The sequence below is a fragment of the Pigmentiphaga sp. H8 genome (assembly GCF_003854895.1).
Taxonomy (GTDB): Bacteria; Pseudomonadota; Gammaproteobacteria; order Burkholderiales; family Burkholderiaceae_B; genus Pigmentiphaga.
In genome coordinates this window covers 2195350-2210498 of the sequence record NZ_CP033966.1, presented here as the reverse complement: position 1 = coordinate 2210498, position 15149 = coordinate 2195350, and the positions used below count along the sequence as shown (strand labels likewise).

The window sequence follows — 15149 nt, the reverse complement described above, 5'->3', positions numbered from 1 at the left end:
ATCTCCAGGAAACGGTTTCATCGGGCGGGTTGCAGCAGGTTCATCAGAACGCGGACGGACGAGCCCGACGACAGGCACCGGACGCCTTCGGCCACGGAAGCGGCGTCCAGGCCCAGCCCCGCCAGTTCGCACAGCCTGGAGAATTTGACCACCCGCTCGGCCCCGGTACAGGGATCGCCCGGCGTCCCGTGCGCATCCTGCGTGCGCGCCTCGAACCGCGATCCGTCTTTCATCGAGACGGTGACATGGCAGGCGAAGCGCTTGGGATAGACGGCATCCGCATGTCCGTCCACCGTCAGTTTCACTTTCGACGCGAGCGCGCGTCGCCGGGAGTCCTGGATCCGCTCGTCGCCGTATTCGCCGGGGTCGAGCGGATCGCCTGTCAAGGCCACCGCCGCGCAATAAGGAATGCTGTACTGCGCATCCATGGTATCGACGATTTCGGTGCTGCCGTTGTACTTGACGGCGAACGAACTCGTCGCCACCGTGACTTTCCCGATCTCGACCGGATCCAGGGAATGTTCCGCCCGCATCTCGAGCAGCAATTGGACGACCCCTTGTATCCATCCGCAGATCGGATAGACTTTGACCCACACATCGTCGAGCGCCCAGCGCCCCCCCAGTTGCGCATCGAGCAATTCGGGCCGGGCGGATGCGCCGCCGAACGCTTCGAGCAGCCCGAACTTTCCGTCTATTGCGCCAAGCGGGGCGGTGAATCCACGATCGGCCAGCATCACGGCCCGGACCGCGGCCTCCGCGGCTCTGCCCGCGTGCAGACGCTTCACCATGCCCGCGCCGCCACCGACCGCGAAGTTCTTGATCCCCGAGGCGCACGAACACGCCAGGCCCACGGCCCACTGGAGCTTCCTGAAGTCCAACCCCATGCACACGCCGGCCGCGACCGCGCCCGCCACCGGCCCGACCACGCTCGTCTTGTGGAATCCCCTGCTGGACGGATCCGTTCCCAGCGCGAGACTGATGCGCTCAGTTGCCTCGTAGCCCGCGACGATGCCCCTGAGCAGCGCGAGCCCGTCCGCATCGGCGGCCTCCGCCGCCGCCAGAGCGGCCGGCACGATGACCGCCCCCGGATGGATCAACGCGGCGGCCAGCAGGTCGTCCAGCTCGAATCCGTGCATCGCCGTGCCATTGCACAACGCCGCCTGGCTCGCTCCGACCCTCTGCCGCCGGCCCAGGATACTGGAGCTTCCCGGACCGCTTCCCTCCAGAACGTCGTCCTGGACGATGCTTCCCCAGGGTTGCCGCGATCCGAGCAGGCCGCACCCCAGGGCATCCAACAAGCACCACCGCGCCAGGTCCGTCGGCGCCGACTCCGGCATCTGTCCGACACCGTGCAGGAACTCGAGCAGGCGGTTCGCATTGCCTCGCGCCGCGCTGGCGTCGATGGGGTTCGGCAGGGCCATCTTTCAGTCTCCACGGGCTGTCTTGGCATGGGCTGCGATGGTATCATTTAAGTTCCATTGGTCAGTCTTGGTTTCATCTAACGAAACAACAGGAAGAGTCATGGACCTGCACGGGAAAACCGCGGTCATCACCGGGAATCCTTATGGCATCGGCCGGGCCTCGGCCGATCTCTTCACGGCGGCCGGCGCCCGTGTCATATGCCTGGACGACAGCTCGGACGGCTGGCCCCCTCGCGGCGCCGATGGCCTCACACCACCGGATTTCCTCGTCGACGTCACGAACGAGGACGACGTGCGCCGCGTGGCCGCGGAATGCGCCCGCGCGGTCGAAGGGGTGGACATACTCTTCAACCTGGCCGGCAGGGTCGTCGAACAGTCCTTCGAAGCCACCACCGGCCAGACCTGGGCCACCATGATCGGAAGGAACCTGACCGCGGCGTTCGTCTGCGCGCAAGGCTTCCTGTCCCTGATGAAGCGGCGGCCCGGCGGATGCATCATCAATCACGGGTCGATAGACGGCGTCCTGGGCAATCCGTCCATCGCCGCCTACTCGGCCGCCAAAGGGGCGCTCGTGTCCCTGACGCACGTCATGGCCCATGACCTGGGCCGATACGGACTGCGCGTCAACTGCATATCCACCGGCGGGATCCGGGACGGCATCGTCCGCGCCAAGGACGCGGCGCTGGTCGCGCTCACCCCTTCCCGCCGGACCGGAACCCCCGAGGACGTCGCCCGCGTGGCGCTGTTCCTGGCCGGCGATTCGGCGGGCTACGTCAACGGGGCGAACATCGTCGTGGACGGCGGCCGCAGCACCATTACGCAAGGCTGCTACGGCGACCACGGCCAGGGAAGTCAAGTATAGTAGGCAGGATTCCGGCTGAAATTCCGGGCAACAAAACCCATTTCACAAGCTGGCACCCCTTTCCTGGCACGTGACTTCCATACCATGATGCGTTCCGTACAAAGAATTCTCGCGATCTTCGAATCCTTCACCGCCGACCGCACAAGCCTCACCTTGCAAGAGATCTCCGACAGGATAGATCTTCCCAAATCGACGGCGTTCCGGATCGTGCACAGCCTCGAGAAGGCCGGCTACCTGATCCGGCTCGAGGATCAGCAGTACTGCCTTTCCCTGCGCTTCCTCAGGCTTGCCGGACTGGTCAAAAGCACGCTGGGCATACGCGAGATCTCGCGTCCCATCATGGCCCGCATTGCCGAGGAAGTCAGCGAGACCGTCTCCATCCATACCATCATCGGCAAGAACCGGGTCTGCGTGGACGCGGTATCTGCCGCGTCTTCGCTGCGCAGCGTGATCCAGCCCGGGGAACAGGTCCCCCTGGTCGCGGGTTCCGCCACCAAGGTCCTTCTGGCCTACATGCCCAAGAAGGACCTCACGCCGCTGCTGTCGGCGCTGGCCCGGGCGCGCAAGATTACCCAGGCGGAAGTGGTGCGCGAGCTCGAGGAAGTCCGCCAGGCGGGATTCTCGGTGTCGCACGGGGAAAGGCTGCTGGGCGTGACCGCGATCTCCGCGCCCATCTTCGACGTCAACGACGAGGTGAAGTACTGCATGTCCATAGGCGGCCCCACGGTACGCATGCAGTCCAACGAGAAACACTTCACCAAGGAACTCCTGGAAGGCACGGCTGAGATCTCGCGCCACTTCGGAGGATCAGTCGCGGCCATGCCGTAGATGCCGGGCGGGCGCGCCGCTACACGCGGTTCAGGATCCGCCCGCCGTCGACCAGCAACGATACGCCGGTCACGAAACCGGCTTCGTCGGAAGCAAGATAGAGCGCGGCATTGGCCACGTCCCATGCTGTTCCCTGCCTTTTCATCGGAACCTTGGCGGCGCGCTCGGCTTCCACGTCTTCCCTCGACTTTCCAAACTTGCTGACCCGGGCCTCCACCGCCATGGGCGTTCCGATCAGGCCGGGAAGAATCGCGTTCGCCCGGATGCCGTATCCGGCGTTCTGCAGGGCCAGTTGCTCGGTGAATGCGATCACGCCCGCTTTCGACGCCTTGTACGCGACATAGGGATAAAGGCCTGGCCCTGCGGCGGAAGCCACGTTGACGATAGCCCCCGCCCGTTGTCTGCGCATGATGGGAACGGCATGCTTGCACGCGAACACGGTTCCCCTCAGATTCACCCTGCTCACGAAGTCGAAGCTTTCCTCCGTGATGTCCAGCAGATCCGCATCGCCGCCGGCCAGGCTGATACCCACGTTATTGTGCAGGATGTCGAGCCGGCCCCACCGTGCCAGCGCCAGGTCCATCACCGCCGCCAGATCCTGCTCGACCGTCACGTCGGCCTTCGAGGCGACGGCCTCGAATCCTTCTTCGCGGATCAGCGCGGCCGTCGCCTGGGCCGCCTCCAGATTGCGGTCGCAAACCAGCACGCGGGCCCCCTCGCGGGCGAAACGCATCGCGACCGCCCGCCCGTTGCCTGTTCCCTCGCCCGGACTCTGGCCACCGCCTATGACCACCGCCACCTTGGCCTGCAAACGCTGGCCGGCCGTCCACCCTTCACCGGATCCTGAAGATGCGCTCATCATGACTCCCATTCGTAGATTTTTTCAGGTCGGGATGTCGAGGATGTGTTCCGCCGCCCGCAGGCCGGTCACTCCCGACTTGACCAGTCCACCCACATAGCCGTGCCGGGTGCCGCCCTCCAGGCCGCCCGATGCGCATCCGGCCGCATACAGGTTCCCGACGGGAATCCCCGTACTCGTGACGACCCGCGCATGCGCGTCGATGGCGATTCCCCCCATGGTATACGTGATACCCGGCAACACCGGAAAGACATGGAAGGGAGGCACCACGAGCGGCCAGGGCTTGTACTTGTCCGCGCTGCGCGCTGGATCGAGGCTGGCGGTCGAGCCATCGGCCAACGCACGGTTGTACGCGGCTACCGTGGCGGCCAGCCCTGACGCGTCGATCCCGGCCAGCACGGCTGCGGCCTCGATGGAGTCCGCCTGATACATCGTTGCCCCGAGCCGGGCCAGCAGCGGGTTCGGCGAAGTAATGCGGAATGTCCCGCACTCCTCCCAGATCCGCTGGTCCGTGACCACGAAGTGGTCCCCCGCATCGGAACGCGCGGCCACCCGGTTGGCCAGGAAAACCCCGCCCCGGCCCTCGTCGGCGATTCGCCTGCCGGCGGCGTCGACCACCACCCCCGCGGTCGCCAGGTAGTCCAGGTACGGATAGGGAGAAAGGGCCTCGTTCCGCGCGGCATCCCTGGACAGCAGGTGCCCGTAGAAACCACGCAGGTCGCTGGCCGCGCCGCCTGCTTCCCGGGCCATCCGCAGCCCGTCTCCGGTCGAGGCGCGCGAATTCCTCGCGAGCAATCTGTCCGGATCGGGAGCGATCCACTCCCTGACCAGCCCGGGATCCGACTGAAAACCACCGTCGGCGATGATCACTTTCCCCGCCCGCACCTCGAACGGCTCGGATGACTGCGTCAGTCCGTGCAGCCCTCCCACCCCTTCCGGCAGCATCTCCAGTCCGGTGGCTCGGTGCCCACGCAGCACGCTGCCGCCCAGCTCGTTCAGTTTTTCCTCGAGCGTCTGCAGAGCCACGTCGGGACCGCACCCTTCCCATGCCGCGCCCTGCGGCGACACCGCCGGCGGAGCCATCACGAACCGCTGATAGGCGTACGGCCCCTTCATGAAGCGGATACCCAGCGCCTTCAGCCAGTCGACCACCCGAGCCGCGTCATGGGCCACTACCCGCGCCAGCGCCGGATCGGCCTCGCCTCCCGTGGCCTCGAGCATCTTCGATTCCAGAGTTTCGGGGGCATCCAGGATGTCCGACGCACAGATATGCCACACACCGGCGCTCAGGCGCGAATTGCACGGATAGCGCTCGCCGGACTGGCGCTCCAGCACCAGGACGCGCAGGCCTCCCTGGGCGCACCGCACCGCCGCGACCAGGCCCGAGATCCCCCCTCCGATCACCGCCACGTCGCAGGCATACTTCCGATCCGCAGCCATATGCCGTCTCCGGTTCACATTCTGTCGGTTCGCCCGCCATCCACGAACAGAGTCTGCCCGGCGATGAAGCTGGATTCGTCGGAAGCCAGAAAGAGAACGCTGTTGGCCAGCTCGATGACCTTGCCCGGCCGGTTCAGCACGGCCATGCCGGCACGGGCCGCGACGTGTTCCCTGACCTGCTCCGGAGTGCGGGTGCTGCCGGTCAGCGGAGTCAGGAAGAATCCCGGCGCGACGCAGTTCACGTTGACGCCGCTCGGTCCGAGCTCCCGCGCCAGGGTCTTGGTCAGTTGTATCACCCCCGCCTTGGCCGACGCATAAGCGGCATTGCCTCCCGGCGAACCGCCCGCGGCATGTGCGGAACACCCGGTGCCGGAGACCGAGGCGATGTTGACGATCTTCCCGTACGACTGCCTGACCATCGCCGGCGCGACCGCCTGGGCGCAAAAGAACACGCCCTTCAGGTCGACGTCCAGCACGGCATTCCAGTCGTCCGACGTGGCGTCCAGGAACGGGCGATAACGCGTCACGCCCGCGTTATTGATCAACACGTCGATGCGGCCGAATCGCTCCTGCACCGCCGCCGCGAAATGCTGCACCTGATCCCGAGCGCTGACGTCCACGACGTAATGGGCCGCCGACCCGCGCGAAGCGGCGCCATTGATCTCGTCCGCCGCCCTGGCGCCGGCCTCGGCGCTGAGATCCGCGATCACGACACGCGCCCCCTCTTCCGCGAACCGGTCGGCGATGGCCCGACCGATTCCCGAAGCTCCTCCGGTAATGACCGCAACTCGATCCAACAGCCGCATCACGCCTCCTTGTCCCATGTTCGCCTACACAGAAATGATTGAGATTCGACGATCGCATGGTATCATGAGTTCTGACAATCAATACTAGTTCCATTCTTCGAAACCAATAAAAGGAGACCGCCATGCTTTGGATGATCATGTGCACCGACAAGCCGTCGCAGCTGGAGACACGCAACCGCCTGCTTGCCGAACACCGCCAATACCTGGACGACAACGACCGACACATCTTCTTCACCGGCCCCCAGGAAGCAGACGACGGTTCGGCCAACATCGGCAGCCTCTTCATCGTCAACGTCCCCACGCGCCAGGATGCCGAGGCCTTCGTCCACAACGAGACCTTCTATCGCGCCGGGGTCTTCGACACGGTCGTGATCAGGCGCATCAGGAAGGGGCGATTCTTTCCCGAGCGGGCGGCCTGAAGACCCGCTCCCCTCTCGTCTCAACCGATCGACGGGATTCCCATGCAAGAGCTCAACTACGAAGCCGTGGTCATCGGCGCCGGCATCGCCGGCCTGTCCACCGCGCTACGCCTGTCGGAACTCAGGATCAGAACCGTCGTTCTCGAAAAGGGAACCGACGACAGATATCCCTGCAACACCCGAATTGCCGGGGGGGCATTCCACGTTGCCCACCGGGACGTGGATGACCCGCCCGAGGTCATACTCGAAGCCATCAGCCAGCGGACGCGGGACACCGCCAATCCCGAACTCGTCCAGGCCCTCGCGGGCGACATTCGCGCCGCGACCGCATGGCTGAAGGCAAAGGGCGTGCGCTTCATCAAGGTCGGCCACGAGATATTCAGGAAGCACTCTCTCGCGCCTCCCATCAACCTGAACCAGGACAAGTACTGGGAGGGACGCGGCGGCGACGTTCTTATCCGGACCCTGACCGCGGAACTGGCCAGGAACGGCGGCGAAGTCCTGCTCGGCGCCAGGGCGAACGGCCTCGTCATGAACGCGGGCCGCTGCGTGGGGGTGGATGTCCTGCGCCAGGAAACGCCGCTGCGTATTCACGCACGGGCCGTCGTCATCTGCGACGGCGGGTTTCAGGCGAACCCCGAACTGGTCGCAAGATACATCACGACAAGTCCCGGGAAGATCAGGCAGCGCAATTCGGGAAGCGGCACCGGCGATGGGCTGCAAATGGCCATGCGGGCGGGAGCGCAAGTCGTCGGCATGAGCCGGTTCTACGGACACGTCCTGGCGCGGGAGGCCATGGACAACGATGCGCTGTCTCCGTTTCCCATCGCCGACTTTCTTTGCAGCGCGGGAATCGTCGTCGATGCCTCGTGCCGCCGCATCGCCGACGAAGGACGCGGCGGGGTCTATCTCGTCAACGCCATCGCCGCCCAGGACGATCCCCTGGGCACGGTCGCGATCTTCAACGAGGCGGTGTGGACCGGCCCGGGGCGCGAGTTCATTTCGCCGGCCAATCCGCAACTGCCGCAGAAAGGGGCCACGGTATACACCGCCCCGACCGTGTCCGAACTGGCCGGAAAGCTCGACCTGGATCCCCAGCGCCTGGCACGAACGGTGTCGGACTACAACGAGGCCGTCGAGCAAGGCAAAACGGAAACCCTGGCGCCACCCCGGACCGCCGAACGCCTGAAGCCCTACTCCCTGCGCCAAGGTCCGTACTTCGCGGTCCGCCTGTGCGCCGGCATGACATACACGATGGGCGGCCTGGCCATCGACGGCCATGCCCGAGTCATGGGACCAAACGATCAGCCCATTCCCGGTCTGTACGCCGCCGGCTGTGCCGCGGGCGGACTGGAAGGGGGCGAACATGTCGCCTACCTGGGTGGCCTGACCCGATCCACGGTCACCGCGCTGCGCGCCGCCGACCACATCGCCGCCTGGCAAAGGAGCCCAGATGTCCCACCCCAATGACCCGTACCGCATTCTCAATCTCATCGTCGCGCGCGGCGACCTTCTACCCCCCGTCTGCGCCGTGGCGCTGCTGCTGCTCAGCATCTGGATATGGCTGGCGCACGGCTATCCCGTCGCCTTGCCCGTCGGCGCCGCGCTGGCGGCATTCCTGTACCTGATCCTGCGCAGCTATGTCGAGCTGGTAAGAGTCATCGTGGACATGCTGCTGCCCAAGTAACGGGCTTCCCGCTCCGTGGAGCGCAAAAAAAACGGCGCCAAGCGCCGTTCCCTTAATCGTTCCCGTTCACTCCAGGTCGCTCTTGGGAAACTCCAGGACCAGGACTTCGGCACCATCCTTGCCCGCCTGGATGGCGTAGGGCGACTCGGTGTTCTCGACGACGACCATCGACCAGAGTCCCAGCTCCGTGCCGCCATGAACGATCGAGCCGTTGCCGACGAATACGTAGTAGCCTCCGGACCGGCTCGGATCCGGCCCCTCGACCGTCATGCCCGCCCCCAGGCGCACGACACTTGCATGCATTTCGTCGTCGCCCTTGAGCATGGTCTCCCATGAGACGTCCTTCCTCGACCGCAGCAGCGGCTCGATCGAAAACGCGACGGGCTCCGACGTCAGGTTGCGCCGTTTGCTGGGTTTCAGGCGATCACGGTAACCCTCCGCGTTCAGGTAGACCGGTTCCGAGTTCCCGGTGAACATCCGCAAGGCCACGAAGGACAGTCCTTGCGGACCGGCGGTGATCGGCCCATAGGCCGTGTGGTGGTCCTTGAACTGGATAGTCAGCGGCTTCAGCTGCTGCCCCCGGTTGCCGATCGTCCCGGACCCCGCAATGAACAACTGGAACATGGAGACGCCGTGGAAGTGCGGCACGAGGGATTCATTCGCGTCCAGTTCCGACATCGTGGCCTGCGGACCGGGCGCGCGCTCCTTGGAACTACGCGGGCCGAAGAACACCGTCCCCCAATGAAGATGCCCGGTACCGGGCGAAACAATCTCGATGCGCTCCGAGAGCGCTTCTGCACCGCTGCGTGCGTAAATCATGATCAGCTCCTATGTGCCAAGCTCGATTTGGATATCGCCACCAGGAGAGCTCACCCCTTCCCAGCCAACTTGGCCCGTATCTTATCACGAGGTTTTATTCAATAGCACAGGTTTCATTCATTGAAACCAACGACGTACATGGTTGATGCCCACTTAGATTTATCAAATTAGTTTCACTTATTGAAACCAATTTCATTTAATGATCTTTTTTGCGGTAGCCTGTGCACGCGACAAACTAATCAGGCAGGAGACATCCATGCGGTTGCAGAAGCGCTTTCTATTCCTGGTCTGTGGCATCTCGCTTGCCGCGGCCGTGATTCCCGTCCAGGCTTCCGACTTTCCCTCCAGGCCGATCAAGATACTGATCGGCTTCAGCGCGGGAGGCTCGACGGACGCGGTAGCCAGGTACTACGCCTTGAAGATGGGGGAGATGCTCAAGTCGCCCGTCGTCGTGGAAAACAAGCCGGGAGCCTCCCAGCTCGTCGCCATCCGCGGCACCACGTCCGCCCGGCCGGATGGCTACACCCTGTTCATGGCAACGGGCTCTTCCCTTTCGCAAGGACCCGGCGTGCGCACCGACCTGCCCTACGACCCCTTGAAGGATTTCGAATTCGTCGCGCTGGCGGCGTCGGCGCCGGGGGCGATCATCGCCTCCCCCAGAATTCCCGCGAAGTCCATAGACGAGCTGCTGCAATACGGCAGGGACAATCCGGACAAGCTCAACTATGGCTCCTCGGGCGTGGGCTCCGCCAGCCACCTGCAAATCGAGTACCTGCTCAGCGTCGGCCAGAGCCATGCCATTCATATTCCCTACAAGGCCGACGCCGAGATCCTGAATGCCATCGCCGAAGGCTCCGTCCACTTCGGACTGGGACCCCTGCAAAGCGCGGTGCCGCAGATCCTCAACGGCAAGGTGCGCGGCATCGCCATCACCGGCTCCCAACGCTCCAAGGCGATCCCCGACGTGCCCGCGCTGTCGGAAGCCAAGACGCCCGGGCTGGGAGGCGTGGATCCCTATACCTACTACGGCCTCCTCGCGCCCAAGGGCACGCCTCCCGACGTCATCGCCAGGCTCAATGCCGCGGTCAACGCGGTTTCCCGGGATCCGGAAGCCATCAAGTATCTACAGGACAAATTCTTCGATCCTCAAGTCAGCACGCCGGAGAGCTTCAAGAAGTTCGTCACGGAGGACATCGCGAAGTGGCGCGGCTTCCGGAGCAAGATCAACCTGGCTAACTGACGGTTACCGGTCCCATCGATGCACTATCGGAGAATGACGTGAAGACGAACCGCAACCTGCAGTTGACGATCGTGACGTTGGCGGCCGCGATGGCCGGCCAGTTCTCGCCCGCGGCCGCCAAGGAAGCCGCCTATCCCACCAAGCCCATCTCGCTCCTGGTCGGCTTCGCCCCGGGCGGCTCGGGCGATTTCGTCGCCCGAGCCATAGCCCAGTATCTCGGTCCGGTGCTGGGCCAGACCATCGTCGTGGAGAACCGCCCGGGCGCCAACGGCCTGGTGGCGGCGACGCATGCCGCGGCAGCCAAGCCGGACGGATACACGCTGCTGATCACGACCATGGGGTTGACCACCAACCCCTATCTCTACGGCACGAACAAGGCCGATCCGATCAAGGATTTCACGCCGATCTCGATGGTCGCCGACGTCCCGAACGTTCTAGTCGCCAACTTGGCCATCCCCGGTGCGGGCCTGAATGCCTTTCTTCGTGAGCTCAAGTCCCGCGCCACCCCGCTTTCCGTCGCCACGACGGGACAGGCCGCGCCCGGCCACCTGGCCAGCGAGCTCCTGCAGCGCGCGGCCGGGGTCAAGTTCGAGTTCGTCGCCTACAAGGGATCGGGCCCGGCGCTGACCGACGTCATGGCGGGCCACGTCGACGCATCGATGCCCACGGTCGTCGCCGCCCTGGCGGGCATCAAGTCGAACAGGCTGCGCGCGCTCGCCGTCACCGGGGCGACCCGCTCCCCTCTCCTGCCCGACGTCCCCACGTTCGCGGAACTCGGCATCTCGGAAATCGGCACGGCGTCGGGCTGGTACGGCATGGTGGCGCCAGCCGGGCTGCCTGCCGACATTGCCAGCCGGCTCAGCGAGGAGATACGCAAGGTGATGGAAGCCCCGGAAGTCCGCGAACACTTCCTGACGCAGGGCGCGACGCCCCGCACCATGACCAGCGCGGAGATGGGCCGTTACATCGCGCAAGAGTATTCACGCTGGGGAGCCATCATCCAGCAATCCGGAATCAAGGCCGGCAGCCAGTAATGCGGAACGCCGGGATGCCCCGCATCCCGGCGCCCGACCTACCGCGAGGGCTGGCTCAGCGAATCGAGCAATTGCCGGACATCCGGCACTTCCGGCAAGCTCCGGATCAATGCGAAACTGCGATCGACCTCTACCTGCCCAACGTCCGCATACGGGATGAGCGCCTGGTACTTGGCGTGGATCTCGTCCCACCCGATGCCGCGCAAGGCCGCACCCTTGGGGTACTGCACGGATTTCTCGATCACCCGGCCATCCGTCGTCTCGATGCTTACGATGGCGCCGCTCTTGTATGACGCCTTGTCGGGAACCTCCCGGTCCAGACGCGTAACGCGGTCGAACAAGGAGCGGATGCGCGGATCGCCGATCTTCCCGGGAAACGCATGTTCCCAGTGGTAGTCGTGGTCCGCCGCGCCCGCAGCCGCGAAGTAGAAGGGGCTATGAGCGATGCCGATCAGGTCTGTTGGATGCTTGGGCCCTGGAAACGGATAGTCCGGCAACGTGAAGACGATCTGCCTGATATCTTCCACCCGCAGCGCCCCCTCGTGCGCGGCCATCGCGGCGGCTTCGGCAACCGCGTGGAACGGCGAGCCTCCCGGCACCAGCTTGATTCCGAGTTCGCTCAGTATGCTCCACTTCTCGCCCAGTTCTCCGATGACCGCGTTGGCGTCATGGCCGGGCCCGAGCGTCTGGAAAAACCCCCGGCTCATCTCGAACGTCGCGATCTCCCCCTCGTAGCCAAGCCTGGCCGCCTGGGCGCCCTGGACCCCCATCATCGCTGCATTGCCCGCGATGTACTCGCGCGCAAGACTGGTCGCCGCGGCCGCGTGCAGCCCTCCCATCGAGGTCGCGGCCAGCGCGAGGGCATGTGCCGCGCCCTGCGCGTCCAGCCGCATCAGGCGCGCGGCGGCCGCCGCCGCCGCGAAGCTGGCCACGATGCCACCGTGGAATCCCTTGCGCTGCAACCCGCCCACCATGGCCGTATTGATGTTGCCCGCGACCTCATACCCCAGGACGATCGCCTCGACGACCTCCGCGCCCGACGCGCCGACCTCCTGCCCTACGGCAAGGGCCGCCGCGCATGCGGGCGTACCACTGTGGACTATGTTCCTCAGATCGCTGTCGTCCGAAGCCGCCGCGTCGCTCATCAGCGCGTTCACCCTGGCGCAGGCCACGACAGGCAAGCCTTCCCAGTCCCCGAACCATGCCTGCGCAAGCGGCTTTCCACCCCGCTCCACCTCCAGCCGCCGGATGGTCCGGCTGGACCCGAGCGTAGATCCGAGCGCCGCGCTGGCCAGCGTACTGGCAACCAGCATCTGGCCATTGCGCACGGCTTCCGGCGGCATGTCCGCGAGCTTCGTGGAAACGATGAACTCTCCGTACCGCTGGGCCAGGGTTGCTTGCATCATTGCTTTTCCACTCCGATCTTTGCATCGATGATCACCTTGCCCCAGCGAGCGGTTTCCGCCGAAAGGAACCGACCGAATTCGTCCGGCGTCGAGACATCCGGCGTCAAGGCAATCCGGTCGAGCTGTTCCACCACCCGCGGGTCGGCCATGACCTTGCGTACGTTCTGGTTCAACTCGGCGACCTGCTTGTCGGACATTCCGGCTGGCCCGAGCAAGCCTTGCCACGCGGTCAGGTCGAACTCATGGCCAATGGCTTCCCGGATCGTGAGAACCGTGGCCAGCTTGGGAACGCGCTGACGGCCGGTGACTCCCAAGATGCGCACTTTCCCCGCTTCCGCCCCCGCCAACGCGCCGGGCAGCGTCAGCATCGCCACGTCCACCTGCGCTCCCATCAGCGCGGTGACGACCGCCCCCATGGACGTGAAGGGGACATGCATCAGATCGATTCCTATGTCTGACTTCAGCAGTTCCATGCCCAGATGGTTGCCCTGCCCCACCCCGGCGGATCCGTAGTTCAGCGCCCCCGGATGGGCACGCGCGTCGGCGACGAGATCCTTGAGCGTCTTGTACTTCGAGCCGACGGGCACCGCTATGGCGAACGCCGAGCCGGCCAGGCTCGAGATGGGTGCAAAGCTCTTTATCGGGTCGTAGCCGACGTTGCGGTAGAGATGGACATTGCTCGTATGACTGGTGGACACGATCAGCAGTGTCTGTCCATCGGGCTTGGCCTTCGCCACATAGGCCGTGCCGATGTTTCCGCCCGCGCCCGCCCGGTTCTCGACGTAATAGTTCTGATGCGTAAGCGCGGACAAGTGCTCCGCCAGGATACGGCCAAGCACGTCGACGTTCCCTCCCGGCGCCGATGCCACGACGATACGGACCGGCGCGCGGCCGCCTTCCTGAGCGGACGCCGGTGCCGCCCCACCGACTACTGCCGCCGTCAAGCACACGGCGATGCTTTTCTTGAACACTCCGGTCTCCTCGTCATTCTCGGCAATCCACCATTGCCACGGGTGCCGAGGACTTTATCGGCGGGCCGCGTTCATGTCAAATTTTAGGAACTAGTTTCATTAAATGAAACTTAAAAACAAGGGATGGAGGTACGATCGAGGGGACACGATTACTCGTCCCCAGGAGCCTGACATGAAGGTACACGGCCAATGCCATTGCGGAGCGATCACCTACGAAGCCGAGGTCGATCCCGCGGTGGTGAACATGTGTCATTGCCTGGATTGCCAGACCTTGTCCGGGTCCGCTTTCCGGCTGAACGTCCTGGCGCCCGCGGATACCTTCCGGCTCCGGAGCGGCACGCCCCGCCAGTACATCAAGACGGGCACCAGCGGCGCCAAGCGCGTCCACGGATTCTGCGAGATTTGCGGCGGCCCGGTCTACGCCACCGATCCCGGCAGCCCCAAGACATACACATTGCGCGTCGGCGCGCTGGCGCAGCGGGATGCCCTCGGACCCGTGCGACGGCAGACCTGGATCAGGCGCCGTCTGAAGTGGCTGCCGAAAGTGGACAGCCCCGTGGAATGCGACATGCAACCATGAGATCCCCGCGCGAATGCTTTCTTCCAGCAGCTAGGATCCGTGCCGGTCGATAAGCGACAGGAACTCGCGCCGCAAGACGCTGTTGCTCAGGAACGCTCCTCGCATCACCGAACTCGTCATCTTGCTGTCAAAGTCCTTGACCCCGCGCCAGGCCATGCAGTAGTGACGCGCCCGCATGACGATCGCCAGCCCGTCCGGCTTCGTTTTCCTGGCCAACAGGTCGGCCAGATGGCTGACCGCCTCCTCCTGTATCTGCGGCCGGGACATGATCCATTCCGCGAGCCGGGCATACTTCGACAAGCCGATGAGATTCGTCTCCCTGTTCGGCAGAACGCCGATCCAGAGCTTGCCTATCACCGGGCACAGGTGATGGCTGCAAGCCGAACGCACCGAGATCGGACCGACTATCATCAACTCGTCGAGTCTTGCCTCGTTCGGAAACTGCGTCACCTTGGGAGGTTTCGCGTAGCGGCCGCCAAAGACCTCGCGGAGATACATCTTGGCCACGCGGCGAGCGGTATCGCGCGTGTTGTGGTCCTTGTCGACATCGATGACCAGCGCCTGCAACACCGCCGCGATCTTCTCCTGCACTTCCCGTTGCAGCAGATCGAGCTCGCCCGGCTCGATGTAGTCCGCGATGTTGTCGTTCGCATGGAATCTTGCCTGGGCGGCTTCGATCCGATGTCGGATCTTGCTGGATACGGCCAGTCCGGCATGCCGTCGCCGACCCGCTTCGTCAAGCTCGCCGATGATTTCCGGTTCCAGCATTCCAGTCGC

16 protein-coding genes are annotated in these 15149 nt (G+C 64.8%); 8 read left to right on the top strand and 8 right to left on the bottom strand.

Annotated elements, in window-relative coordinates:
- Window positions 1–17: 17 nt before the first annotated feature.
- Entirely contained in the window at window positions 18–1421 is a 1404-nt protein-coding gene (locus tag EGT29_RS10425; RefSeq protein WP_124688963.1) for an MmgE/PrpD family protein, read from the bottom strand.
- Window positions 1422–1521: 100 nt separating this feature from the next.
- Here EGT29_RS10425 and EGT29_RS10420 point away from each other — a divergent pair, with 100 nt between their 5' ends.
- Window positions 1522–2283: an SDR family NAD(P)-dependent oxidoreductase gene (locus tag EGT29_RS10420; protein WP_161567773.1), complete on the top strand. Its 762-nt coding sequence runs from the start codon at window positions 1522–1524 to the stop codon at window positions 2281–2283.
- An 84-nt stretch (window positions 2284–2367) separates the two neighbouring features.
- Window positions 2368–3111, top strand: a complete 744-nt coding sequence (locus EGT29_RS10415; protein ID WP_124688961.1) for an IclR family transcriptional regulator — start codon at window positions 2368–2370, stop codon at window positions 3109–3111.
- A gap of 19 nt (window positions 3112–3130) precedes the next feature.
- Here the strand turns inward: EGT29_RS10415 and EGT29_RS10410 are convergent, their stop codons facing one another.
- Genes EGT29_RS10410 through EGT29_RS10400 form a run of 3 tightly spaced genes read right to left on the bottom strand, consistent with a single transcriptional unit; the run spans window position 3131 to window position 6216 of the window.
- Window positions 3131–3970 carry an SDR family NAD(P)-dependent oxidoreductase gene (locus EGT29_RS10410; RefSeq protein ID WP_124688960.1) on the bottom strand — a complete coding sequence of 280 codons (840 nt, stop codon included), beginning with the start codon at window positions 3968–3970 and terminating at the stop codon, window positions 3131–3133.
- A gap of 24 nt (window positions 3971–3994) precedes the next feature.
- Window positions 3995–5410, bottom strand: a complete 1416-nt coding sequence (locus EGT29_RS10405) for an FAD-dependent oxidoreductase (protein WP_124688959.1) — start codon at window positions 5408–5410, stop codon at window positions 3995–3997.
- A gap of 14 nt (window positions 5411–5424) precedes the next feature.
- The gene (locus EGT29_RS10400) at window positions 5425–6216 is read right to left on the bottom strand and encodes an SDR family NAD(P)-dependent oxidoreductase (protein WP_124688958.1); all 792 of its coding nucleotides are present in this window, start codon (window positions 6214–6216) and stop codon (window positions 5425–5427) included.
- Between the two features lie 122 nt (window positions 6217–6338).
- On the opposite strand from EGT29_RS10400, the gene EGT29_RS10395 reads away from it, so the two are divergent.
- Genes EGT29_RS10395 through EGT29_RS10385 form a run of 3 tightly spaced genes read left to right on the top strand, consistent with a single transcriptional unit; the run spans window position 6339 to window position 8322 of the window.
- Complete coding sequence (locus EGT29_RS10395) at window positions 6339–6635, top strand: YciI family protein (protein WP_124688957.1); 297 nt, start codon at window positions 6339–6341, stop codon at window positions 6633–6635.
- A 42-nt stretch (window positions 6636–6677) separates the two neighbouring features.
- Entirely contained in the window at window positions 6678–8105 is a 1428-nt protein-coding gene (locus tag EGT29_RS10390) for an FAD-dependent oxidoreductase (protein WP_124688956.1), read from the top strand.
- Window positions 8089–8322, top strand: a complete 234-nt coding sequence (locus EGT29_RS10385; RefSeq protein ID WP_124688955.1) for a hypothetical protein — start codon at window positions 8089–8091, stop codon at window positions 8320–8322. Before EGT29_RS10390 ends, EGT29_RS10385 begins: the two co-directional genes overlap by 17 nt.
- 66 nt (window positions 8323–8388) lie before the next feature.
- On the opposite strand, the gene EGT29_RS10380 is transcribed toward EGT29_RS10385, so the two are convergent.
- Window positions 8389–9141 (bottom strand): hypothetical protein, encoded by a 753-nt coding sequence (locus EGT29_RS10380; RefSeq protein ID WP_238160351.1) that lies wholly within the window; start codon window positions 9139–9141, stop codon window positions 8389–8391.
- A gap of 256 nt (window positions 9142–9397) precedes the next feature.
- Between EGT29_RS10380 and EGT29_RS10375 the strand changes: the two genes are divergently transcribed.
- Together EGT29_RS10375 and EGT29_RS10370 are read left to right on the top strand one after the other, a co-directional pair.
- Window positions 9398–10381, top strand: a complete 984-nt coding sequence (locus EGT29_RS10375) for a tripartite tricarboxylate transporter substrate binding protein (RefSeq protein WP_161567772.1) — start codon at window positions 9398–9400, stop codon at window positions 10379–10381.
- Between the two features lie 38 nt (window positions 10382–10419).
- Window positions 10420–11415: a tripartite tricarboxylate transporter substrate binding protein gene (locus EGT29_RS10370; RefSeq protein ID WP_238160350.1), complete on the top strand. Its 996-nt coding sequence runs from the start codon at window positions 10420–10422 to the stop codon at window positions 11413–11415.
- Between the two features lie 38 nt (window positions 11416–11453).
- Here the strand turns inward: EGT29_RS10370 and EGT29_RS10365 are convergent, their stop codons facing one another.
- Window positions 11454–12821, bottom strand: a complete 1368-nt coding sequence (locus EGT29_RS10365) for an MmgE/PrpD family protein (RefSeq protein ID WP_124688953.1) — start codon at window positions 12819–12821, stop codon at window positions 11454–11456.
- The gene (locus EGT29_RS10360; RefSeq protein ID WP_161567771.1) at window positions 12818–13792 is read right to left on the bottom strand and encodes a tripartite tricarboxylate transporter substrate binding protein; all 975 of its coding nucleotides are present in this window, start codon (window positions 13790–13792) and stop codon (window positions 12818–12820) included. The genes EGT29_RS10365 and EGT29_RS10360 overlap by 4 nt, the downstream gene beginning before the upstream one ends.
- Before the next feature lie 172 nt (window positions 13793–13964).
- Between EGT29_RS10360 and EGT29_RS10355 the strand changes: the two genes are divergently transcribed.
- Window positions 13965–14372 (top strand): GFA family protein, encoded by a 408-nt coding sequence (locus EGT29_RS10355; protein WP_124688951.1) that lies wholly within the window; start codon window positions 13965–13967, stop codon window positions 14370–14372.
- Window positions 14373–14402: 30 nt separating this feature from the next.
- Here the strand turns inward: EGT29_RS10355 and folE are convergent, their stop codons facing one another.
- On the bottom strand, window positions 14403–15140 hold the full coding sequence (gene folE, locus EGT29_RS10350) for a GTP cyclohydrolase I (protein ID WP_124688950.1): 738 nt from the start codon (window positions 15138–15140) through the stop codon (window positions 14403–14405).
- Between the last annotated feature and the right edge of the window lie 9 nt (window positions 15141–15149).